We start from the raw sequence: 22,862 nt of genomic DNA, 5'->3' as shown, positions 1-22,862 counted from the left end.
AACCTCTCTAACAGATGAGTGGTTAATCAACGGTGAAGCACGAAAGACGCGGGGGGCCCATCACAGCCCCCCTCGCTTCTTCTCTTTCCAAATACGCAGATCCATACCCCTCCGCCGCGCTGCCGCAGCCGCAGAGGCGGCGGCTCAGCTGCCCGCGCCGCCCACGGTCAGCCCGCCGATCATCACCGTCGGCTGGCCCACGCCCACCGGCACCCATTGCCCCTGCTTGCCGCAGTTGCCCATGCCCGGATCCAGCGCCATGTCGTTGCCAAGCGCGCGCACGTGCTGCAGCGCGGTGGCGCCGTCGCCGATCAGCGTGGCGCCCTTCACCGGCGCGCCGACCTTGCCGTCTTTCACCCGGTAGGCCTCGGTGCAGGAGAAGACGAATTTGCCATTGGTGATGTCCACCTGACCGCCGCCAAACCCGGTGGCCCAGATCCCGTCCTTGAGATCGGCCACGATGTCCTGCGGATCGGCGTCGCCGCCCTCCATGATCGTGTTGGTCATCCGCGGCATCGGCGCATGGGCATAGCTCTCGCGGCGGCCATTGCCGGTGGCTTCGACACCCATCAGCCGGGCGTTCTGCCGGTCCTGCATATAGCCCACGAGGATCCCGTCCTCGATCAGCACGTTGCGCGCCGAGGGCGTGCCCTCGTCATCGACCGAGATCGAGCCGCGCCGGTCCGGCATGGTGCCGTCATCGACCACCGTGACCCCGGGCGCCGCGACGCGCTGGCCCATGAGCCCGGCAAAGGCCGAACTGCCCTTGCGGTTGAAATCACCCTCCAGACCGTGGCCCACCGCCTCATGCAGCAGGATGCCCGGCCAGCCCGGCCCAAGCACGATGTCCATGACGCCCGCCGGGGCATCCTCGGCACGCAGGTTCACCAGCGCCACGCGCAGCGCTTCGCGGGCCTGCGCCTGCCACGCCGCGGGCTCCAGCAGCCCGTCCAGCAGGAACCGGCCGCCACCCGAGGCGCTGCCCTGCTCGCGGCGGCCGTTCTCCTCGACGATCACGCTGACCGTCACGCGGGTCATCGGGCGCGTGTCGCTGACCAGCCCGCCCTCGGGACGCAGGATCGAAACCTCCTGACAGGAGGCGGCGATGGTCGCGGTGACCTGCACCACGCGGCTGTCGAGATCGCGGGTGAAGGCGTCGATCTCGCGCAGCGTGTCGAGCTTCACCGCAAAGCTGTGCCCGGCAATCGGATCGGCGTCGGTATAGAGCTTGTGGTTGGTGCCTGCGGGCGGCGGGGCCAGCACGCCGCCGCCATCGCCCACCGCGAGCCGGGCGGTTTCCACGGCGCGCGAGATGGCCTTTTCCGAGATCTCGGTGGCATGGGCGTACCCGGCGACCTCGCCGCGCACCGCGCGCAAGCCGAAACCCTCGGAGGCGTCGTAGCTGGCGGTTCTGATTCGTCCGTCGTCGAGCACCAGAGCCTCGGCGCGGCGCCTTTCAAGGAACAGCTCACCGTCATCCGCGCCTGCGACAGCATTACGCAGCTGCGCAAGGGTGCGATCCAGGTCGAGGGCGGTTTCGAAGGGCCGGAACGGGCTTTCGCTCATAGGTATCTTCCTCTGGTATTTTGATCTGGATCAAAAAAGTGCGCTTTTGCCGCAAGCGTTCATCTTTATTTGAGGGACGCAATGTGCTTTTTAAAGAGCATATCTAGGGGAGGACTCTCTTCGGGCTGCGGTCCGGGGCTCATTCCTCCTGTCCGCAAGAGAAGAATGACAACCGGATCAGGTGATACATGCGTAAACTTTCTATGCTGGCAGGACTCATTTTCGGCGTGACCGCCGCGCCCGCGATGGCGCAGGACTCGCTGGAACTGGTCGGCCACCCGCAGGCAGGCGGAATCGGCTTCCAGCCAGCCTCGACAGAGCTGGCCCGTGACCTTCAGTGGCTCGACGGCATGCTGCTCGTGATCATCACCGCGATCTGCATCTTCGTCATTGCACTGCTGGCCTACGCCGTGGTCCGCTTCAATGCCAAGAAGAACCCCAACCCGAAAAGCTTCACCCACAACTCGCCGCTGGAAATCGCATGGACGCTTGGCCCCATCGTCATCCTCGTGGTGATCGGTGCCTTCTCGCTGCCGGTGCTGTTCAAGCAGCAGGAAATCCCCGAAGGCGACATCGTGATCAAGGTCACCGGCTACCAGTGGTACTGGGGCTATGAATATGTCGGCACCGATCTGGCCTATGACAGCTACATGATCGGCGCCCCGGCCACCGGCGGCGACAACCGTTTCAACGCGGATGTCTCGGCGCAGCTGCAAGAAGCGGGCTACAGCGACAGCGAGTTCCTTCTGGCCACCGACAGCGCCGTCGTGGTGCCGGTTGGCAAGACCGTGGTGATGCAGGTCACCGGCGCCGATGTGATCCACTCCTGGACCATCCCGGCCTTCGGTGTGAAACAGGACGCCGTGCCCGGCCGCATCGCCGAGCTGTGGTTCAAACCCGAGCGCGAAGGCGTGTTCTTCGGCCAATGCTCGGAACTCTGTGGCATCAGCCACGCTTACATGCCGATCACCGTCAAGGTGGTCAGCCAGGAAGCCTATGACGCCTGGCTCGCCGCATCGCAGGAAGATGGCGGCTATCTGGATGTGCGCGAGTTCCTCGCCGCTTCCTGATCCTTTGAAACAAGGCGGCGCGCCCCGAGGAGGAGGGCGCGTCGCCACAAGCTGAATCGAGACCGGAAATGAGCGACCTCACCACCAACACGGCAGCCCCCGCGGCACGCGCCTCCGAATACGACGCGCAGTTCGGCGATTACTTCGCCCTGCTCAAGCCGCGCGTCATGACTCTGGTGGTGTTCACCGCCTTCGTCGGCCTGCTGGCGGCCCCGGTCCCGGTCCACCCGTTCATCGGTTTCTGCGCCGTGCTGTTCATCGCCGTCGGTGGCGGTGCCTCGGGCGCGCTCAACATGTGGTGGGACGCAGACATCGACGCGGTGATGAAGCGCACGGTCAAGCGGCCGATCCCTTCGGGCCGGGTGCAGCCCGGCGAAGCGCTGGCCATCGGCCTCGCGCTCTCGGCCTTCTCCTGCGTCTTCCTCGCGCTCGCCACCAATATTCTCGCCGGCGCGCTGCTGGCCTTCACCATCTTCTTCTACGTGGTGATCTACACCATGTGGCTAAAGCGCTCGACGCCGCAGAACATCGTCATCGGCGGCGCCGCGGGCGCCTTCCCCCCGATGATCGGCTGGGCCGCGGCAACCGGCTCGGTGAGCATCGAGGCGGTGCTGATGTTCTGCCTGACCTTCATGTGGACGCCGCCGCACTTCTGGGCGCTCGCGCTCTTCATGCGCTCGGATTACGACGACGCCAATGTGCCGATGCTGACGGTCACCCATGGCCGCCGCTCGACCCGTGTGCACATCCTCGTCTACACCGTGCTGCTCGCCGCTCTGGCCATCGGCACCGGGTTCACCTCGGTCGGCGGGCCGGTCTATCTGGCCGTGGCCGTGGTGCTGAACGCGCTCTTCCTGAAGGGCGCATGGAACATCTTCCGCCGCGACGAGACCATGTCCGAGGCGGACAACTTCAAGACCGAGAAGAGCTTCTTCAAGCTCTCGCTGCTGTATCTCTTCGCCCATTTCGGCGCGATCCTGGTGGAAGCCGGGCTCGACCGTTTCGGCATAGACCTGGCGCTCGGCGGCTGGACAATCGGAGGCTGAGAATGGGCATCGCGCACGAACACGAACTGCACCAGCGGCGCCGGGGCCGCAACATCGGCGTCGGACTGGTGCTGGCGGCGTTCATCGCCATCGTTTTCGGCATGACCATCGTCAAGATCGGCAGCGGAGACTTCGCTGCGGCGCCCGAGGTGCAGGGGAGCGAGGCCACCAATGGCAACTAAGGGCACCACCAGAACCCTCTGGTCGCTGATCGGCGTGGTCGTCTTCATGGGCGCCATGGCCTGGGCAGCGGTGCCCTTCTACAACTGGTTCTGCCGGGTCACCGGCTATGGCGGCACGACCAATGTCGCCACCGGCGCCTCTTCGGGCGTGCTCGACAAGACCATCAAGATCCGCTTCGACGCCTCGAAGGAACGCGGCATGCCGTGGGACTTCAAGCCGATGCAGACCGAGATGACCCTGCGCATCGGCGAGGACGGGCTGGCCTTCTACGAGGCCTACAACCCCACCGACCGCCCGATCGCCGGGCAGGCCGCCTATAACGTCGCGCCTTTCGATGCCGGCGCGTATTTCAACAAGATCGAATGCTTCTGCTTCACCGAGCAGGTGCTGATGCCCGGCGAGCGGGTGGAAATGCCGGTGAGCTTCTACGTCGACCCCGAGATCGTCAACGATCCCGACGCGAAGTTCGCCAAGCACATCACGCTCAGCTACACTTTCTACGAGATCGACCTGCCAGAGGAGACTTTGGAGGAGACACAGGCCGCTCTCGACGCGAAACCGGACGAAAGCTCCGTGAACTGACCGCCTGACCAACGAGGGATAACGAGATGGCGCATGCTAAGAACCACGACTACCACATATTGCCCCCATCCGCCTGGCCGCTGATCGGCTCGGCCTCGGCCTTCGTCATGCTCTTCGGGGCGGTGCTGTGGATGCACGACAGCGGACCGTGGATCTTCCTCGCGGGCTTCGTCGGCGTGCTTTACACGATGTTCGGCTGGTGGTCCGAAGTGGTGGTCGAAAGCCGCGTCGGCGATCACACCCCGGTGGTGCAGATCGGCCTGAAGTACGGCTTCATCCTCTTCATCATGTCCGAGGTGATGTTCTTCTTCGCCTGGTTCTGGTCGTTCTTCAAACACGCGCTCTACCCGATGGGCCCGAACAGCCCGGCGGTCGACGGTGTCTGGCCGCCCGCTGGGATCGAGACCTTCGATCCCTGGCACCTGCCGCTGATCAACACGCTGATCCTGCTCTGCTCGGGCGCCGCCGTGACCTGGGCGCACCACGCGCTGGTGCATGAGAACAACCGCGAAGACATGAAGTGGGGCCTGACCATCGGCATCGCGCTTGGCGTGCTGTTCACCGTGTTCCAGGCCTATGAGTACAGCCACGCGGCCTTTGGCTTCTCGGGCAACATCTACGGCGCCAACTTCTTCATGGCGACGGGCTTTCACGGCATGCATGTGATCATCGGCACGATCTTCCTCTTCGTGTGCCTGCTGCGCCTGATGCGCGGCGATTTCACCCCCGACAAACACGTCGGCTTCGAAGCCGCCGCCTGGTACTGGCACTTCGTCGACGTGGTGTGGCTGTTCCTCTTCGCCTCGATCTACATCTGGGGCGGCTGAGCCGAGCCCGCGACCTCGTTGCAGACTGCACCGCAGACGCCCGCCGCTTGGCGGGCGTTTCGCGTTTGATCACTCCGCCGCCCGTGGCCGGCGCCCCGCCGTGCGTATTTGGAAAGAGAAGAAGACCGGGCGCGGGTGCTTCTTCTCTTTCCAAATACGCCGGCCAAATACGCCGGGGGAGTCGCGCACCGCGCGACGGGGGCAGCGCCCCTTCTTCCGAAGCCTGCCCTTTTCGCCTTGCAACGCAGCAGCAATCGCGCCTTGATGTGCCCCGCGCTGAGGCGCTAAAGCAGGCGGGACGCGCCAGCGCCCTGAACCCGGACCCGGACTTACTTGACCCGCTACCTCGCCCCCCTCCTCTTTGGCCTGATCGGCGCCGCGATCCTGATATCGCTCGGCAGCTGGCAGCTGCGCCGCCTGGAGTGGAAAGAGGCGGTTCTGGCGGATATCGACGCGCGCATCGAGGGAGAGGCGCAGCCTTTGCCCACGCTGATCTCTCCGACCGAGCAGCGCTATATGCCGGTGGCGCTCAAGGGCGAGATCCTGCCCGGCGAGATCCGAGTGCTGGTCAGCCAGAAACAGGTCGGCGCAGGCTACCGGATCATCTCGCCCTTCCGCACCGACGGCGGGCGGCTGATCTTGCTCGACCGCGGCTTCACCGCCAGCGCGCAGAAGGACGCCATCCGCTACACCGGCCCCGCCGAGGCGACGGGCAATCTGCACTGGCCCGACGAGCGCAACAGCTCGACCCCCGAGAACGACATCACCGGCAACATCTGGTTCGCCCGCGACATCGGAGCGATGGCCGAAGAGCTGCAGACCGAGCCTCTGCTCGTCGTGGCGCGCAGCACCAGCCCGGGCGATCCCGACATCCAGCCGCTGCCGGTCAGCCGCAGCGGCATCCCGAACGATCACCTGCAATATGCCATCACCTGGTTCTCGCTGGCCGTGGTGTGGCTGATCATGACCGGTTATTACATCCGCCGGCAGTCCAAGACAGGAAAGGCCTGAGCCCCCATGAGCCCCCAGAGCCCTATGCGCTATATCTCCACCCGCGGCAAAGCCCCGGCGCTCAGCTTCGAAGAGGCCATGCTGTCCGGCCTTGCCCGTGACGGCGGCCTCTATGTGCCCGAGACCGTGCCGGTGATGACCCCCGGCGATATCCGCGCGCTGAACGGCCTGTCCTACGAGGAAGTGGCCTTCCGCGTCATGCGCCCCTTCGTTGGCGACAGCTTCAGCGACGAGACCTTTGGCGATCTGATCTCCAAGGCCTATGCCGGATTCGGCCACAACGCCCGCGCGCCGCTGGTGCAGCTGGCGCCGAACCACTTCCTGCTGGAGCTTTTCCACGGGCCGACGCTGGCGTTCAAAGACTTCGCCATGCAGCTCATCGGCCAGCTCTTCCAAGAGGCGCTGACGCGCCGCGGCGAGCGGGTGACCATCGTCGGCGCCACCTCGGGCGACACCGGCTCGGCGGCGATCGAGGCCTTCAAGGGGCTCGACGCGGTGGATGTCTTCATCCTCTTCCCGCATGGCCGCGTGTCGGAGGTGCAGCGCCGCCAGATGACCACGCCGTCCGAGGCCAACGTGCACGCGCTGGCGCTCGACGGGCATTTCGACGACTGCCAGGCCAAGCTCAAGGATATGTTCAACGATTTCGCCTTCCGCGACGAAGTGCGGCTGGCGGGCGTGAACTCGATCAACTGGGCGCGGGTGCTGGCGCAGGTCGTCTACTACTTCTCGTCGGCGGTCTCGCTCGGCGCGCCCGACCGCAAGGTCAGCTTCACCGTGCCCACCGGCAATTTCGGCGACATCTTCGCCGGCTATATCGCCAAGAAGATGGGCCTGCCGATCGACCGGCTGGTGGTGGCCACCAACCAGAACGACATTCTGCACCGCTGCCTCTCGACCGGCGATTACAAGATGTCGGAAGTGCACCCGTCGATCAGCCCCTCGATGGACATTCAGGTCAGTTCCAACTTCGAGCGCGCGCTCTTTGATGCCTACGGGCGCGATGGCGCCGCCGTGGGCCAGCTGATGGACGAGTTGAAGGCGGGCGGCTTCCATGTGAGCCAGGGCGCGCTGCAGGCGCTGCGCGAGCATTTCGAGAGTGGCCGCGCCTCGGAAGAGGACACGCTGGCCACAATCGCCGGGGCCAATAAGACCATGGGCGAGCTTCTCTGCCCGCATTCCGCCATCGGCGTGAAGGTCGCCGAAGAGCATCGCACGCCCGCCGTGCCGATGATCACGCTGGCCACCGCGCATCCGGCGAAATTCCCCGACGCCGTGGAAAAGGCCAGCGGCATCCGCCCGCCCCTGCCCGAGCGCATGGGCGACCTCTTTGATCGCGAAGAGCGCGTGACCCGCGTGCCCAACGACCTTTCCGCCCTCGAAACCCTGATCCGGGAGCGTATCGCCAAGTGACCGTGCAACTGACCACCCTCAAGAACGGCTTTCGCATCGTCTCCGAGCAGATGCCGGGCCTGCAATCCTCCACCCTCGGGATCTGGGTGACCGCTGGCGGCCGCAACGAGCGGCTGGAGCAGAACGGCATCGCCCATTTCCTCGAACATATGGCGTTCAAGGGCACCAAGACCCGCACCGCGCTGCAGATCGCCGAGGCGATCGAGGACGTGGGCGGCTATATCAACGCCTATACCTCGCGCGAGGTGACCGCCTATTACGCCCGCGTTCTGGAGCAGGACTGCAAGCTGGCGATGGATGTCATCGGCGACATCCTTCTGAACCCGATCTTCGAGCCCAAGGAGATCGAGACCGAGCGCCACGTGATCCTGCAGGAGATCGGTCAGGCGCTGGACACGCCCGACGACGTGATCTTCGACTGGCTGCAAGAACGCGCCTATAGCGATCAGGCGCTGGGGCGCACCATCCTTGGCGAAGAGGCCAATGTGCGCAGCTTCGGGCGCGACGATCTCGCCACCTTCGTGGCCGAGCAATACGGGCCCGGGCAGATGATCCTCTCGGCGGCTGGGTCGGTGGATCACGACGCGCTGGTGGCGCAGGCCGAGGCGCTCTTTGGCGGTATGGTCGCCCGCTCGGCGCCGGATCTGGAGCACGCGAAATTCACCGGCGGCGAGATCCGCCGCGAGAAGACCCTCGAACAGGCGCATATGGCGCTGGCGTTCGAAGGTCCGGGCTATCGCGATCCGAACTTCTACACCGCGCAGATCTATTCGATCGCGCTTGGTGGCGGCATGTCCTCGCGGCTGTTTCAGGAGATCCGCGAGAAGCGGGGCCTGTGCTACACGATCTTCTCGCAGACCGGCGCCTATGCCGAGACCGGGCTCAACACGATCTATGCCGGTACCTCGGGCGAAGAGGTTGGTGCGCTGGCGCGGCTGACCATCGACGAGATGAAGCGCGCCGCCGACGACATGAGCCCCGAAGAGGTCGCCCGCGCCCGCGCGCAGATGAAGGCCGGGCTGCTCATGGGGCTGGAAAGCTCGTCGAGCCGCGCCGAGCGCATGGCCCGCATGGTGCAGATCTGGGGCAAGGTGCCGCCGATCGAAGAGACGGTCGAGAAGATCGACAATGTGACCACCGGCGACGTCCGCGACTTCGCCGAGCAGGTGGCCACGGACGCGCCCGCGGCGCTGGCGCTCTACGGGCCGGTGGCCGGGGCGCCGGGGCTGGACGACCTTCAGGCGCAGCGGGCAGCCTGATGCTGGGGCGGCGGCGGAAGTTCAGGCTCGACACCGAGCGTCTGATCCTGCGGCCGCCGATGCATGGCGATTTCAACGCCTGGGTGGCGCTGCGGCTCGAGAGCAAGGACTACCTCACCCCCTGGGAGCCGTCCTGGGCCGAGGATCACCTCTCGCGCCGCGCCTTCACCAACCGCGTCTACTGGGCCAATCGCTCGATCATCGGCGGCACCGCGGTGCCGCTGTTCCTCGTCCGGCGCGAGGATTCGGTGCTGGTGGGCGCAATCACCCTCGACAATATCCGCCGCGGTCCGGCGCAGTCGGGCACGCTGGGCTATTGGACCGGCCTGCCCTTTGCCCGGCATGGCTACATGCGCGAGGCCATCGCGTCGCTGGTGCATCACGCTTTCACCCAGATGGATCTCAGCCGCATCGAGGCCGCCTGCCTGCCGGAAAACGTCGCCTCGCGCGGGCTCTTGGAAAGCTCTGGCTTCAAGTATGAGGGCGTGGCCCAAAGCTACTTGCAGATCAACGGGCGCTGGCGCACCCATGTGCTTTACAGCTCGCTGCGGCTCGACCGGCGCGGCCGCACGCAGGTCGGCTGAGCGCGTCCTCGGGCTGCCCAAAGCTTACCCCACGTAAATTTCAACACCGCTGCGGGGGATCCGCGCTTAGGCTGTCTCTGGAAAGGAGGCCTGCCATGCCGCGCCCTGCCCTTGCCCAAGTCACTGCTTACGCCCTCGCCCTGCTGTCCCTGCTCACCGCCCTGCCCGCCTCGGCGCAGGAGAGCCGCCGCCCCTCGCATTGCATCGCGATCGCCGACGCGGCACCGGGCCTGCAGTATCTGCACAAGGCTGCATGGACCGATCCGGTGCCCGAATATTCGGTGCGCATCCAATACCTCGGCCATGCCGCCTTTCTGATCCAGACCCGTGGCGGGCTGAACGCGGTTACCGATTTCACCGGCTACATCGGCAACGTGCCAATGATCCCCGATGTCGTCACCATGAACCACGCTCATTCCAGCCATTGGACCGCCGCCCCCGATCCGGCCATCCCGCATGTGCTCGAAGGCTGGGGCGAGTTTGGACAGGGCATCGACCATTACCTCGACCTTGGCGAGATGCTGGTGCGCAACGTCTCGACCGACATCCGCTCGTCCTATGGCGGCACCGAGGAGCGCGGCAATTCGATCTTTGTCTTCGAGGTCGAGGGGCTGTGCATCGGCCATCTTGGCCATCTCCACCACGAGCCGAATGATGAACAATACGCCGCGCTCGGGCGGCTCGACGTGCTGATGGTGCCGGTGGATGGCGGATATACGATGGCCCTCGATGGCATGGTGCGGGTGGTCGAGCGCCTGCGCAGTTCGGTGATCGTCCCGATGCATTGGTTCTCTGGCACCTCGCTGGAGCGCTTCGTCGCCGATGTCTCGGACACTTTCCCGGTCGAGCGCCGCGACGGGCCGGAGATCGAGGTGAGCCTGCGCGAGTTGCCTGCCCAGCCCACGGTGATCGTGCTGCAGCCGCAATGGCTGCGCGAGTGAGGCCGCGCGCCACTGGACGTGGCGGTGCCGAGGCATCAGTATGCTCCTGCGCCGCCGTCCCGCGGTGCCAAGGAAAAGGATACCGCGCCATGCCTCTCGTCTTCACACCCCGCAGCACGGGCTGCGCCGCATGATGAAATCCGTTGTCTTCGACCTTGATGGCACGCTGATCGACAGCGCGCCCGACCTGCACCGCGCCGCCAATGTGGTGCTGCGCGACGAGGGGCTGCCCGAGATCACCTTTGCGCAGGCGCGCAGCTTCATCGGCCATGGCGCGCCGGTGCTGATCGCCCGCGTGGTCGAGGCGGTCGGCCTCGGCGGCGACCCCGAGGCGCATGAGCGCCTGCTTGGGAAATTCATGACCGAATACAACCACGCACCGCAGCTGACCGTGCTTTATCCCGGTGTTATGGACGCGCTGGCGCAGCTCGAGCTTCTCGGCTGCGCCATGGGGCTTTGCACCAATAAGCCCGAGGCCCCCACCCATATCGCGCTGTCGCATTTCGGGCTGACGGACTATATGCGCTCGGTCGCCAGCGGCGACAGCCTGCCGGTGCGCAAACCCGATCCCGCGCCGCTGATCGAGGTGATGCAGGCGCTTGGCGCCGGTCCCGGCCTTTATGTGGGCGACAGCGAGGTGGACGCCGAAACTGCCGCGCGCGCAGGCATCCCCTTCGCGATCTACACAGAGGGCTATCGCAAAGCGGCGCTCGACGAGTTGCCCCATACCTACGCGTTCGACCATTGGGATCAGTTGCCGGGCATCGTCGCCCAGCATTTCGGCGGCCTCGAAGCCTGAGGCCGCCTCAAAGGCGCCGCCGCTAGCGTTTGACCGCGACCAGATCGATCAGTGCCGAGCGCCCGACGTGGCCGCTGCCTTCGTTGATGTCGAGCTCATAATCCTCGAGCACCTGAATGCGCATATCCGCGAAAAGCCGGCGCAGCAGTTCGGCGGTGTAGAGGTTTTCGCGCTGCTTCGGGCCGCCGGTGCCATAGTGCAACTGCTTGGGCGTGTAGCCATGCAGCATCAGCACGCCGCCCGGTTTCAGCGCCGCTGCCATCTTCTTGAACAGCTGATCGCGCCCTTCTGGCGGCAGAAACTGGATGAAGATACCGACCACGAGGTCATAAGCCCCCTCGGGCCAGTCCCACTCGAAGACGTCCTGCACCGAATACTCGACCTCGACGCCCCGCGCCTTGGCCAGCTTGCGCGCCTTGGCGACCGCGGCTGGCGATCCGTCCCACGCGGTGACCTGCAGCCCCTGCTCGGCGAGATAGACCGAGTTGCGCCCCTCGCCATCGGCCACGCAAAGCGCCTTTGCGCCGCGTTTGAGCCAGTGATCACGGCGCGTCAGGAAGCCCGAGGGCTCGGTTCCGAACACATAATCCTCGACGGAATATCTTTCATCCCACATCAGCAACGCTCCTGGAAAATTCTTATGCTTCAGATAGAAAGCTGCCCGAAGGCTGCAAGCCCGCTGTAACCGTTCGCACCCTTTTGTCAGTTGACCGGAGGGCGGCGTGCTTGCGACAACATGACACCATATAGCACGAAAGCGCCGCAGGTCGCGGCACAACAAGAAAGTCCCGCGCGATGTTCCGCCGTCTTATGCGCCAGAGCCTGCCGCTCTCCCTTGCCGCCACCCTTGCCAGCGCCGGTTTCGCCGCTGCGGAAGCGCCTGCTGCCGAAGTTGATCCCGCCGACTGGCCCGCAGTTCTGGCCGAGGCGGAGGGCCAGACCGTCTATTGGAACGCTTGGGGCGGGGCCGAGAACGTCAATGCCTTCATCGACTGGATCGGCGATCTGGCGCAGGCGCAATATGGCGTCACGCTCGAGCATGTGAAGCTTTCGGACACCGCCGAGGCGGTGAGCCGCGTGCTGGCCGAGAAAGGCGCGGGGAAAGACGCAGGCGGCGCGATCGACCTCATCTGGATCAACGGCGAGAATTTCGCGGCGATGAAGCGGCAAGGGCTGCTCTTTGGCCCGTGGTCCGAGGATCTGCCCAACTGGCAGCTGACCGACCCCGAAACCAACGCCGCGCTGACCGCCGATTTCACCGTGCCCACGAGCGGCATGGAAAGCCCGTGGGGCATGGCGCAGCTGGTGTTCTATCATGACACCGCCCGCCTGCCCGAACCGCCGCGCAGCATGGCGGCGCTGGCCGATTGGGCCGCCGAAAACCCCGGCCGTTTCACCTACCCGCAGCCGCCGGATTTCCTTGGCTCCACCTTCCTCAAGCAGGCGCTGATCGAGCTGACCCCCGATCCCGAGGTGCTCTCGACCCCGGTCACAGAGGCCGACTATGAGGCCGCCACCGCGCCGCTCTGGGACTGGCTCGATGCGCTGACGCCAAACCTGTGGCGGCAGGGCAAGGCCTATCCGCAGAATGCACAGCGGATGATCCAGCTGATGGCCGACAATGAGATCGACATCGGGTTCGAGTTCAACCCCAACGCCGCCTCCAACGCCATCGCCAACTTCCAATTGCCCGAGAGCGTGCGCAGCTTCGTCCTCGACGGTGGCTCGCTCGGCAACGCCAGCTTTGTCGCCATCCCCTACAATGCCAACGCCAAGGCCGGAGCCATGGTGATCGCCAACCTGCTGCTCTCGCCGCAGGCACAGGCGCGTATGGCCAGCCCCGACGAGCTGGGCTTCGGCACGGTGTTGGCGATGGAGAAGCTCTCGGACGACGACGTGCGCCTCTTCGACGAGATCCCGGTGGGCATCGCCACGCTGACCCCCGAGGAACTTGGTCCGACGCTGCCAGAGCCGCATCCCTCGTGGATGGAGAAGCTCGAAGAAGGCTGGACCGCACGCTACGGCGTCGCGCCCTGAGCGGGCGCCGGGAATGAGCCTCTGATGCGCCTGTCTCTGACCCGCGCGGCACCCGCCCTGACGCTGCTGGCGCTGCTCGGGCCGGTGGCGGCGGGCCTCCTCGGGACAGTGGCGCCCGCCTTTGGCCTGCTGCCCGCGCTGGGGGCGGATGAGCTGAGCCTCGATCCTTTGCGCGCGCTGCTGGGCTGGCCGGGTCTTGCCCGTGCCGTGCTGCTGAGCCTTTTCACCGGGCTTGCCGCCACCGCCCTGTCGCTGGCGTTGACCCTGCTGATCTGCGCCGGCTGGCAGGGCACACGGCCCTTCCGGGCGCTTGAGCGGGCACTCTCGCCGCTGCTGTCGGTGCCCCATGCCGCCGCCGCCTTCGGCCTTGCGTTCCTGATCGCCCCCTCGGGCTGGATCGCGCGGCTGATCGCGCTGCCGCTGGGCTGGGACCGCCCGCCCGATCTGCTGATCTTGCAAGACCCATGGGGCCTGTCGCTGATCGCCGGGCTGGTGGTGAAGGAAATGCCCTTCCTGCTGTTGATGAGCCTCGCCGCGCTGCCCGCGCTGCGCTCGGGCCAAAGCCTCGCAACCGCGCAAGCGCTGGGATACGGACGGGTGTCTGGCTGGGTAAAAACCGTCCTGCCAAGGCTCTACCCACAGATCCGCCTGCCGGTCTATGCGGTGCTGGCCTATTCGCTTTCGGCGGTGGATGTGGCGATGATCCTCGGGCCGGGCACGCCGCCGCCCTTGGCCGTGCAGGTGCTGAAATGGATGAACGATCCCGATCTGGCGCTGCGCCTGCAGGCCGCCGCCGGAGCCTTGCTGCTGCTGGGGCTGACGCTGGCAGCGCTGGGACTCTGGCGTTTTGGCGAGGCGGCGCTCGCCCGTCTGTCGGCGCGCTGGCTGGTGGCCGGCGGCCGCGGCCACGCCGAGCCGCTGTGGCGCGCCTTGGGGCTGGGGCTCGGCGCGCTCTGCGCCGCGCTGGTGCTGCTGGGGCTGGCGGGGCTGGCGGTGTGGTCTGTGGCCGGGCTCTGGCGCTTTCCCGAGCTTTTGCCGCAGGGCTGGAGCCTGCGCAGCTGGATGCGCTATGGACCCGAGCTATTGGCGCTCTTCGGGCGGACCCTGCTGATCGCCGCAGCCTCGAGCGCCATCGCGATGCTCCTCACAACCGCCTGTCTGGAGGCCGAGCAGCGCCACGGTTTGCGTCCGGGAACCCGCGCGCTCTGGCTGCTCTACCTGCCGCTTCTGGTGCCGCAAATCGCCTTTCTGCCGGGGCTGCAGGTGGCCGGGCTGCTGACCGGGCTCGACGGCACGCTTGCGGCGGTGATCGCGGCGCATGTGGTCTTTGTGCTGCCCTATGCCTTCCTGTCGTTGTCCGACCCCTTCCGCGCGCTCGACCCGCGCTATGCCGCGGTGGCCCATGCGCTCGGCAAGGGGGCCAGCGCCACCTTCTGGCGCGTGCGCCTGCCGCTGTTGCTGCGTCCGCTGCTGACCGCCGCTGCCGTCAGCGCCGCGGTCAGCGTCGGGCAATATCTGCCGACCCTGCTGATCGGCGGGGGCCGGGTTCCGACGCTGACCACCGAGGCGGTGGCTCTGGCCTCGGGCGGCGACCGGCGGGTGATCGGCGTGACCGCGCTTGCCCAGACCTCTGCCGCGTTCCTGCCCTTCGCGCTGGCGCTGCTGATCCCGGCGCTGGTCTGGCGCAACCGGCGGGGGATGCGGCATGGTGCCTGACATGACCTCCGGTTTGAGTTTCGAAACCCTGCGCATCACCCGGCAGGGCGCGCCGCTGCTGAGCCTCGACGCGCGCGTCGCGCCGGGCGAGGTGCTGACCATCATGGGCCCCTCCGGCTCGGGAAAATCCACTCTGCTGGCCGCGGTCATCGGCACGCTCGCGCCGGGCTTCGGCCTCACCGGGCGCATCACGCTTGATGGGCAGGACATCACCGCGCGGCCCCCCGAGCGCCGCCGCGTCGGCATCCTCTTTCAGGACGAGCTGCTGTTTCCGCATCTGTCGGTGGGCGGCAACCTCGGCTTTGGCCTGCCGCCGCAACTGCGCGGCAAGGCACGCCGCGCCCGGATCGACGCCGCGCTCTCCGAGATCGGGCTCTCGGGCTATGCGAGCCGCGATCCCGCCACGCTCTCGGGCGGTCAGAAGGCACGGGTGGCACTGATGCGCATGCTGCTGTCCGAACCGCGCGCCCTGCTGCTCGACGAGCCCTTCTCGAAACTCGACGCCGCGCTGCGCGGCCAGATCCGCAGCCTCGTGTTCGAGCGCGCGCGGGCGCAGGGGCTTCCCGTGCTGCTGGTGACGCATGATCCCGCCGACGCCGAGGCCGCCGGGGGACAGCTGATCGAGCTCGGCTGACCCCCCTTGCGGCGGCAGCCGATCCGCGAAATGGTCGGCGCGGAAGGCGACAGGGATCGTGGGAGGAGAACTGTCTTGGAAATTGGATTGGACCTCGGCACCAGTTCGGTGATCGCGGTGCTCTGCGACGCCGGGGTGCCACGCGCCGAGGCGCGGCGTGCCCTGCATAGCGCCTCGCCCATGCCCTATGCCTCCGAGCAGGACCCCGAGGCGTGGTGGCAGGCCGCCCGCGCGGTGCTGGCCGAAGTTCTCGCCCCGCTCTCCGACGCCGAGCGGCGCGCGGTGACCGCCATCGGGCTTTCGGGGCAGATGCATGGTGCGGTGCTGCTGGACGACGCTGGCGCGGTGCTGCGCCCGGCAATGCTGTGGAACGACGGGCGGGCGCATGCGGAATGCACCGCCCTGCGCGCCGCCGTGCCGGAGATCGGCACCATCGCCGGCGTGCCGCCCCTGCCCGGCTTCACCGCGCCAAAGCTGATGTGGCTGGCGCGGCACGAGCCGCAGATCCACGCCCGTATCGCGCATATCCTGCTCCCCAAGGATTACCTCGGCTTTCGCCTCCATGGCACCTATGCCACCGACCCTTCCGACGCGGCAGGCACGCTGTGGTACGACCAGAAGGCCCGGCGCTGGTCAGAGCAACTCTGTGCCGCCAGCAACACCAACCCAGACTGGCTGCCGCAGGTTGTGGACGGGCATGAGGTCGCGGGGCTGATCCGCCCGGCACTGGCCGCCGAGCTGGGGCTGCAGCCCTCGGTGAAGATCGTCACCGGCGGCGGTGACGCGGCCACCGGTGCCGTCGCCGTCGGAGCCGTCGAGGATGGCACGGGGCAGATCTCGCTTGGCACTTCGGGGCAGCTGCTGCTGGCGGGCACCGGTTATCAGCCCAATCCCGGGGCCTATGTGCATGCCTTTGCCCATACGCTGCCCGACCGCTGGTATCAGATGGCGGCGATGCTCAATGGCGCGCGGCCACTGGCGTGGTTCGCTGGCATCGCCGGGGCCGAGATCGGCCCCTTGCTGGCGGAGGCGGCGACCGTGCCCGAGGCCCGCGTGCCGCTGTTCCTGCCCTATCTCACCGGCGAGCGCAGCCCGCATGGCGATCCACACATTCGCGGCGGCTTCTTTGGCCTCGAAGACAGCACCAGCCGCGCTGCGATGATGCGCGCGGTGGTCGAGGCGGTGGCCTTTTGCTTTGCCGATGCGGTGGAGAGTTTCGGATCCGCTGCCGAGGGGCTCGCCCCGCTGCCCGCGCTTGGCGGCGGCGCGCAGAGCGATGCGCTACTGCAGGCGGTCAGCGATGCCAGCGGTCTGCAACTGTTCCGTCCCGAAGGTGCCACCTTTGGCCCGTCGCTGGGGGCGGCCAAACTGGCGGCGCTGGCGGTCGGCGCGCTGTCGCGCAGCGACCTCGCGCGTCGCCCCGAGGCGCTGCGGATTTTCGCGCCCGCCGCCTCAGAGCCGATGCTGGAGCGCCTGCAGAACTGGCGCACGCTCTACGCGGCGCTCAAGCCGCTGGCCGCGCCGCACTAAGGCAGCGCCCGGCCAAGCGCCCGCTCAGGCCTGCTTGAGCCGCGCCTCGACGGTGCCTGCATATTCGGCCATGCGCACGCGAAACTTCTTCTCGATACTGGCGCGGGCGAGCTTGAGCGATTGCACCATGAGCCGCGCCGAAAGCGTCTTGGGCTGCAGCGCCATCTGCATCGCCACGCGGGTGCGGCTGCGCGACAGGGCGACGAACTCGATACGCGTCAGAACCTCCAGCCCGTCCGACAGGCTGCGATAGACCAGCAGGTTGGGCGTGTCCTGCTCCACAAGCGCGATCGACGCCTTGCGGGTCTTGCCACGAAAGGTGAACTCCGCCTCCCAAGCCATCTGCGGCCCGGCATCGCCATCGGTGCCCGTCGGCACCCGGCGCAACTCGATCCCGCGCCGCATGATCTGCCGTTCCAGATGATCGAAATTCGTCGCTTCTGCGAAGACCCGGTCGACCGGGACCTCAATGTCTTCCTTCGTGGATATGTCCATCTACTGCCTCGAGTAACCGCTTCTAAATCGTTATCGCCGCATTTTGTCTTAATCGAGGCGGTCTGCAAGCCAGTTGCGCAGCAGGAAGTTGGCGATCGAACCACGCCGCGCCGGCTGCAGCCCCGGCAGGTTGCCCGCGAACGCCTCGGCCAGATCCTCGCGGCTGACCCATTGCGCGTGTTCGATTTCATCGGGATCGATGGTGATCTCTTCGCTGAGCGCCGCGCCGTGACAGCCAAGCATCAGCGAAGCCGGGAAGGGCCAAGGCTGGCTCGACAGATAGCTCACCTCACCGACCTCAATCCCGGTTTCCTCCATCACCTCGCGGCGCACCGCCGCCTCGATCGCCTCGCCGGGCTCGATGAAGCCCGCCAGGCAGGAATACATCCCCTCGGGCCAGCCGGGCGAGCGTCCCAGAAGGCAGGAATTGCCGCGGGTGATCAGCATGATGACAACAGGGTCGGTGCGCGGGAAATGCGGCGCACCACAGGCCGGGCACACCCGCTGCCAACCCGCCTGCGTCACCTCCGACGCGGCCCCGCAGCGGGAACAGAACCCATGCGCCTCGTGCCAGCCGAGGATCGCCTTGGCGGTGGCTGCCAGCTCAGCGTCACGCGGGCTCAAAGTGATGAGCTGCGTGCGTAGTTCCACAAACCGGCTGCCCTCAGGCGCATCGGGATGGGTCTGCACGCTGTGATCGACAAAGCCCTCGCCCTGCGGCGCGTCGGGCTCCCAACCCGAGATATCATAGGCCAGCACCACCTCACCCGCCTCGCGCCCGAGCAGCACCGGGCGGGCGCTTGCGGCGGCGAGCAGCGGGTGGTCGAGCGGCAGCCGCAGGAGTTCTGCCGCCTCCTCGCCCTGCAACAGCGGCTTGCCACGCCAAAGCACCACGCCGCGCGCGCCCGGGCGCTGCATCGCCGCCGCGAGCGCCGGGATGTCGCCCCGCATCTCCGCCGCACGGTCGAGCCCCGATCCGCCGAAAGTCACCTGTTCCGCCTGCTGCATGCGCTGCCTCCTGCTGAGTGCGCAAGCCATGGCACGCACGGCGCGGGGTGGCAACCGACGCCCCCTAGCCCACAGGCACTGCGAGGGGCGCTGCCCCTCGCGCTCCCCGGCGTATTTGGAAAGAGAAGAAGGACAGAACCCGTCCCCTGCTTCTTCTCTTTAGAAATACGCACGGCGCGCCGCCTGCCGCAGCGCACAGCTGTGCAGCGCTTGGCGCCACGTCAGCCCCCCACACGCGGACGTACGGAGCGCAACCGTTGCAAGACTGTCTTGAAGCTGCACTATTCCGGGCAGCGACTACACTCGAAGGAGAGCATGATGCGCCGTTTTCCCCAAGCCCCGATCAGCCGCCGCGGCTTTCTCGCTGGCAGCGCCGCAACCGGTGCGCTGATCGCGCTGCACCCCTATTCCGCCCGCGCCGCGGCCAATCAGGCGCATCTGCGCATCATGGAAACCACCGACCTGCACGTGCATGTCTTCCCGTACGATTACTACGCCGACAAGCCGGTGGACACGGTGGGCCTGTCGCGCACAGCCTCGATCATCGAGAGCATCCGCGCCGAAGCGACGAACGCGATGCTGGTCGACAATGGCGACTTTCTGCAGGGCAACCCGCTGGGCGATTACATCGCCTATGAGCGCGGCATGAAGGACGGCGACATGCACCCGGTGATCACCGCGATGAACACGCTGGGCTATGACGCGGGCACCATCGGCAACCATGAGTTCAACTACGGGCTCGGCTTCCTCGAGAAATCCGCCGCCGGGGCGAATTTCCCCATCGTGCTGGCCAATATCGCCAAGACACAGGGCGCGACCCCGCGCGAGGATGAGACGCTGTTCAAACCCTATGTGATCCTCGACCGCGAGATCACCGACGGCGCGGGCAACACCCATCCGATCCGCGTCGGCATCATCGGCTTCACCCCGCCGCAGGTGATGAACTGGGACCGCAAGCACCTTGAAGGCAACGTCGAGGCGCGCGACATCGTCACCACCGCCGAGGCATGGGTGCCGCAGATGAAGGAAGAGGGCGCCGAGATCATCATCGCGCTGTCGCACTCAGGCATCGGCGCGGCGCAGCATGAGGACGGGATGGAGAACGCCTCGGTGCCGCTGGCCGCCGTCGACGGGATCGACGCGCTGATGACCGGCCACAGCCACCTCGTCTTCCCGTCGGCCGATTACGACGGGCGCGATGCCATCGACCTTGCCGCCGGCACCATCCATGGCAAGCCCGCTGTCATGGGCGGCTTCTGGGGCTCGCACATGGGGCTCATCGACCTGCTGCTCGAGCGCGATGGCAATACATGGAAAGTGGTCTCCACCACCTCCGAGGCGCGCCCGATCTACGAGCGTGGCGAGGATCGCAAGGTCACCGCGCTGGTTGGTGACGACGAAGAGGTGCTCGCCTCGATCCGCCCCGAGCATGAGGCCACGCTGGACTATGTGCGCCGCGCCGTGGGCGAGACCTCGGCGCCGCTCTATTCCTATTTCGCGCTGGTGGCGGATGACCCCTCGGTGCAGATCGTCTCGATCGCGCAGAGCTGGTACATCGCACAGATGATGCAGGGCACCGAGTACGAGGGGCTGCCGATCCTCTCGGCGGCGGCGCCGTTCAAGGCCGGGGGCCGCGGCGGGCCGGAGTATTACACCGATGTGCCCAAGGGCCCGGTGGCGATCAAGAACGTCGCCGATCTCTACCTCTATCCCAACACGGTGCGCGCGGTGAAAGTGACCGGCGCGCAGGTGAAGAACTGGCTGGAGCGCTCGGCGGGCATGTTCAACCAGATCGAGCCCGGTGCCAGTGATGCGCCGCTGCTGAACCCCGACTTCCCGAGCTACAACTTCGACGTGATCGACGGGGTGACCTATCAGATCGACCTGTCGCAGCCCGCGATGTTCGACCGCGATGGCAATGTGGTGAACGAGGGCACCAATCGGATCGTCAACCTCAGCTACAATGGCGCGCCGATTGACCCCGAGGCCGAGTTCATCATCGCGACGAACAATTACCGCGCCTCGGGCGGCGGCAGCTTCCCCGGTGCCAAGGGCGACACCATCGTCTTCGAAGCGCCGGACACAAACCGCGACGTCATCGTGCGCTACATCGTCGAGCAGGGGACCATCAACCCTTCGGCTGACGACAACTGGAGCTTCGCGCCGATGGAGGGCACCACGGTGCTGTTCGAGACCGGCCCCAAGGCCCGCGACTACATGGAGAGCGTCGCGCTCGACATCGAGGATGCGGGCGACAACGCCGATGGCTACGCCCAGTTCCGCGTGACGCTCTGAGCACCGACCCGGGGGCGCATCGCTGCGCCCCCTCTCCTTTGCCCATGCTGTGCCGCTATCTCACCCACCCGCAGATCATCGTCGACCCGGCGCTGGACGTTCCGCGCTGGCACCTGAGTGACGCGGGCAAGGCACGCATCGCGGCGCTGGCCGCAAGCGGCGCGCTTCAGGGCACCACGCGGGTGATCTCCAGCGACGAGACCAAGGCTCTGGAGACCGCGCAGCCCTTGGCCGATGCGCTTGGTCTGCGGCTCGAGGTACGCCCGGCGATGCATGAGAACGACCGCAGCGCCACGGGATTTCTGCCGCCTGCCGAGTTCGAAAAGACCGCCGACCGTTTCTTTGCCGCGCCCGAAACCTCGGTCCGAGGCTGGGAGCGCGCCGCGGATGCGCAGGCGCGCATCCTCCAAGAGGTGAGCGACTGCCTCGCGCAGCCGAGCCAGCCAAGACAGCCAAGCCAACCCAGCCAGGGCGACACGCTGTTTGTCGGCCATGGCGGTGTGGGCACGCTGCTGTGGTGCGCGCTGGCTGGCAAGCCCATCAGCCGCGCCCACGACCAAGGGCCGGGCGGCGGCGGGAACGTCTTTGCCTTTACGTGGAGGCCGCGCGCCGTGCTGACTGGCTGGCAGCCGATGGAACGCCTCAGCGCCGGATAACGCCATCGTCGACCAGTTCGTAGTGGCGGATCAGCCGGCTCTCGACGAGGTCCTCTTCAGCCGGGTCCACATGCGGGCGCGTGTAGTCCTCATCCGTGAACGCCTTGAGCGAGGCCAGATCGCGCCAGACCATGACCACGGAAAACTCCCGCGGGCTTTCGGGCCGTGCCGCGCCGGGCAGCACCTCGACGATCCCTTCGGTCCGCCGCAGCAGCGGAATGGCGATCGTGTGGAAGAATTCGGCGAATTCCTCTTCCTTGCCGGGCCGCGTCACGACCTGGAAAATACGCATGATCATCGAACCACCCTCCTTGTATCGCGCGATATCGGGGGGCCTGTCTGCCTCAAGGTTCGCCAGCATAACACGAAATCGCGCTCTCGACATTCCCCGCAGCAGCGGGCCACATTGGCGCCGCCCGAACCCGAAAGGCCCGTGATGACTGCCCCTCTCCCCTTCTCCGCCGTGATCTTCGACCTCGATGGCACGCTCGTCGACAGCGAACGCGTGGCGCTCGAGGCTGGGCGGCGGGCGTTCCTGCGCTTTGGAGTGACCGTGGACCCGGGATTTCTCGAAGGGCTGATCGGGCGCGACCGCGACGCCGTGGCCGATGCGCTGCGCGTGAGTTATGGCGCGCTCGACCAGCTTGCGCTGAAGCGGGCTATCCGCGAAGAGAGCATCGCCCTACGCGAAGCGGAGGGTCTGCCACTGAAACCCGGCGCGGTGCTGCTGATCGAAGAGATCGCCGCGCTTGGCCTGCCGATGGCGGTGGCCACCAGTTCCGGCGCCGAAGAGGCCGAGCGCAAGCTCACCCACGCCGGACTGCGCGCGCATTTCACCGCCGTCATCGCCTTCGACCACGTCGAGAACCCCAAGCCCGCGCCGGACCCCTACCTCATGGCCGCCGCGGCGCTGGGGCACGCCCCCGAGCTCTGCCTCGCCTTCGAGGACAGCGATCCCGGTGCCGCCAGCGCCCGCGCCGCCGGGATGCAGGTGGTGCAGGTGCCCGACATGCTGCCCAGCGACGGCGCCCATGCGCATCACCTCGCGACCTCGCTGATCGCGGGGGCATTGGCCGCGGGGCTTCCGTTGCAGAGGCCGGGAGACGAGACCGACGCCTAATTTTTGATCATTAGGTCAAAATGTAGCAGGCGCTCTGCGCAGCTTCCTCCGATGGGGCCTTCCCATCGCCGCATTTCCCGGCAAGATCAC

General features: G+C 66.8%; 23 protein-coding genes. 18 read left to right on the top strand and 5 right to left on the bottom strand.

Translation table 11 applies throughout. The annotated features are described in order from the left end of the window. Positions 1-144 precede the first annotated feature (144 nt). Positions 145-1,566, bottom strand: coding sequence for a metalloprotease TldD (gene tldD, locus G0A00_RS13420; protein ID WP_164183569.1), 1,422 nt, complete (start codon positions 1,564-1,566; stop codon positions 145-147). Positions 1,567-1,754: 188 nt separating this feature from the next. Here tldD and coxB point away from each other — a divergent pair, with 188 nt between their 5' ends. The 11 genes from coxB (at position 1,755) to gph (ending at position 11,281) form a co-directional block, all read left to right on the top strand. After that, complete coding sequence (gene coxB / locus G0A00_RS13415; protein WP_066107520.1) at positions 1,755-2,636, top strand: cytochrome c oxidase subunit II; 882 nt, start codon at positions 1,755-1,757, stop codon at positions 2,634-2,636. Between the two features lie 68 nt (positions 2,637-2,704). Continuing rightward, the gene (cyoE, locus tag G0A00_RS13410; protein WP_164183567.1) at positions 2,705-3,682 is read left to right on the top strand and encodes a heme o synthase; all 978 of its coding nucleotides are present in this window, start codon (positions 2,705-2,707) and stop codon (positions 3,680-3,682) included. Between the two features lie 2 nt (positions 3,683-3,684). Further along, positions 3,685-3,864 carry a hypothetical protein gene (locus G0A00_RS13405; protein WP_164183565.1) on the top strand — a complete coding sequence of 60 codons (180 nt, stop codon included), beginning with the start codon at positions 3,685-3,687 and terminating at the stop codon, positions 3,862-3,864. Beyond that, positions 3,854-4,447 (top strand): cytochrome c oxidase assembly protein, encoded by a 594-nt coding sequence (locus G0A00_RS13400; RefSeq protein WP_164183563.1) that lies wholly within the window; start codon positions 3,854-3,856, stop codon positions 4,445-4,447. Before G0A00_RS13405 ends, G0A00_RS13400 begins: the two co-directional genes overlap by 11 nt. A gap of 26 nt (positions 4,448-4,473) precedes the next feature. Further along, a complete protein-coding gene (locus G0A00_RS13395) occupies positions 4,474-5,274 on the top strand; it encodes a cytochrome c oxidase subunit 3 (protein ID WP_164183561.1) in 801 nt (266 codons plus the stop codon). Between the two features lie 333 nt (positions 5,275-5,607). Beyond that, positions 5,608-6,285, top strand: coding sequence for an SURF1 family protein (locus G0A00_RS13390; protein WP_164183559.1), 678 nt, complete (start codon positions 5,608-5,610; stop codon positions 6,283-6,285). 24 nt (positions 6,286-6,309) lie between these two features. Continuing rightward, positions 6,310-7,698: a threonine synthase gene (gene thrC / locus G0A00_RS13385; protein ID WP_164183648.1), complete on the top strand. Its 1,389-nt coding sequence runs from the start codon at positions 6,310-6,312 to the stop codon at positions 7,696-7,698. Continuing rightward, positions 7,695-8,957 carry a pitrilysin family protein gene (locus G0A00_RS13380; protein ID WP_066107541.1) on the top strand — a complete coding sequence of 421 codons (1,263 nt, stop codon included), beginning with the start codon at positions 7,695-7,697 and terminating at the stop codon, positions 8,955-8,957. The genes thrC and G0A00_RS13380 overlap by 4 nt, the downstream gene beginning before the upstream one ends. Next, positions 8,957-9,541: a GNAT family N-acetyltransferase gene (locus G0A00_RS13375; protein WP_066107544.1), complete on the top strand. Its 585-nt coding sequence runs from the start codon at positions 8,957-8,959 to the stop codon at positions 9,539-9,541. Before G0A00_RS13380 ends, G0A00_RS13375 begins: the two co-directional genes overlap by 1 nt. Before the next feature lie 95 nt (positions 9,542-9,636). Continuing rightward, on the top strand, positions 9,637-10,482 hold the full coding sequence (locus G0A00_RS13370) for an MBL fold metallo-hydrolase (protein ID WP_164183557.1): 846 nt from the start codon (positions 9,637-9,639) through the stop codon (positions 10,480-10,482). 130 nt (positions 10,483-10,612) lie between these two features. Further along, positions 10,613-11,281, top strand: coding sequence for a phosphoglycolate phosphatase (gene gph / locus G0A00_RS13365; protein ID WP_066107550.1), 669 nt, complete (start codon positions 10,613-10,615; stop codon positions 11,279-11,281). A 22-nt stretch (positions 11,282-11,303) separates the two neighbouring features. Here gph and G0A00_RS13360 read toward each other — a convergent pair whose 3' ends face one another. Continuing rightward, the gene (locus G0A00_RS13360; protein WP_164183555.1) at positions 11,304-11,897 is read right to left on the bottom strand and encodes a cyclopropane-fatty-acyl-phospholipid synthase family protein; all 594 of its coding nucleotides are present in this window, start codon (positions 11,895-11,897) and stop codon (positions 11,304-11,306) included. Positions 11,898-12,076: 179 nt separating this feature from the next. Between G0A00_RS13360 and G0A00_RS13355 the strand changes: the two genes are divergently transcribed. The 4 genes from G0A00_RS13355 (at position 12,077) to xylB (ending at position 17,198) form a co-directional block, all read left to right on the top strand. Continuing rightward, entirely contained in the window at positions 12,077-13,318 is a 1,242-nt protein-coding gene (locus tag G0A00_RS13355) for an ABC transporter substrate-binding protein (RefSeq protein ID WP_235953192.1), read from the top strand. 24 nt (positions 13,319-13,342) lie between these two features. Continuing rightward, on the top strand, positions 13,343-15,034 hold the full coding sequence (locus G0A00_RS13350) for an ABC transporter permease (protein WP_164214209.1): 1,692 nt from the start codon (positions 13,343-13,345) through the stop codon (positions 15,032-15,034). Between the two features lies 1 nt (position 15,035). Further along, entirely contained in the window at positions 15,036-15,668 is a 633-nt protein-coding gene (locus G0A00_RS13345; RefSeq protein WP_164183978.1) for an ATP-binding cassette domain-containing protein, read from the top strand. Between the two features lie 75 nt (positions 15,669-15,743). Next, complete coding sequence (gene xylB / locus G0A00_RS13340) at positions 15,744-17,198, top strand: xylulokinase (protein ID WP_164183980.1); 1,455 nt, start codon at positions 15,744-15,746, stop codon at positions 17,196-17,198. Between the two features lie 24 nt (positions 17,199-17,222). Here the strand turns inward: xylB and G0A00_RS13335 are convergent, their stop codons facing one another. Together G0A00_RS13335 and nudC are read right to left on the bottom strand one after the other, a co-directional pair. After that, a complete protein-coding gene (locus tag G0A00_RS13335; RefSeq protein WP_164183982.1) occupies positions 17,223-17,693 on the bottom strand; it encodes an SRPBCC family protein in 471 nt (156 codons plus the stop codon). 48 nt (positions 17,694-17,741) lie between these two features. Beyond that, positions 17,742-18,701, bottom strand: coding sequence for an NAD(+) diphosphatase (gene nudC / locus G0A00_RS13330; RefSeq protein ID WP_164183984.1), 960 nt, complete (start codon positions 18,699-18,701; stop codon positions 17,742-17,744). 318 nt (positions 18,702-19,019) lie between these two features. Here nudC and G0A00_RS13325 point away from each other — a divergent pair, with 318 nt between their 5' ends. Both G0A00_RS13325 and G0A00_RS13320 read left to right on the top strand, forming a co-directional pair. Further along, positions 19,020-20,996, top strand: a complete 1,977-nt coding sequence (locus G0A00_RS13325) for a bifunctional 2',3'-cyclic-nucleotide 2'-phosphodiesterase/3'-nucleotidase (RefSeq protein ID WP_164183986.1) — start codon at positions 19,020-19,022, stop codon at positions 20,994-20,996. Positions 20,997-21,040: 44 nt separating this feature from the next. Next, positions 21,041-21,652, top strand: coding sequence for a histidine phosphatase family protein (locus tag G0A00_RS13320; protein WP_164183988.1), 612 nt, complete (start codon positions 21,041-21,043; stop codon positions 21,650-21,652). Here the strand turns inward: G0A00_RS13320 and G0A00_RS13315 are convergent. Beyond that, a complete protein-coding gene (locus G0A00_RS13315) occupies positions 21,639-21,950 on the bottom strand; it encodes an antibiotic biosynthesis monooxygenase (protein WP_164183990.1) in 312 nt (103 codons plus the stop codon). The two genes, G0A00_RS13320 and G0A00_RS13315, sit on opposite strands and share 14 nt — an antisense overlap. A gap of 138 nt (positions 21,951-22,088) precedes the next feature. On the opposite strand from G0A00_RS13315, the gene G0A00_RS13310 reads away from it, so the two are divergent. After that, positions 22,089-22,772 (top strand): HAD family phosphatase, encoded by a 684-nt coding sequence (locus tag G0A00_RS13310; RefSeq protein WP_164183992.1) that lies wholly within the window; start codon positions 22,089-22,091, stop codon positions 22,770-22,772. Positions 22,773-22,862 lie beyond the last annotated feature (90 nt).

It is taken from the genome of Salipiger sp. PrR002, from assembly GCF_010500775.1.
Classification (GTDB): domain Bacteria; phylum Pseudomonadota; class Alphaproteobacteria; order Rhodobacterales; family Rhodobacteraceae; genus Salipiger.
This window is presented reverse-complemented; position numbering and strand designations above follow the sequence as displayed.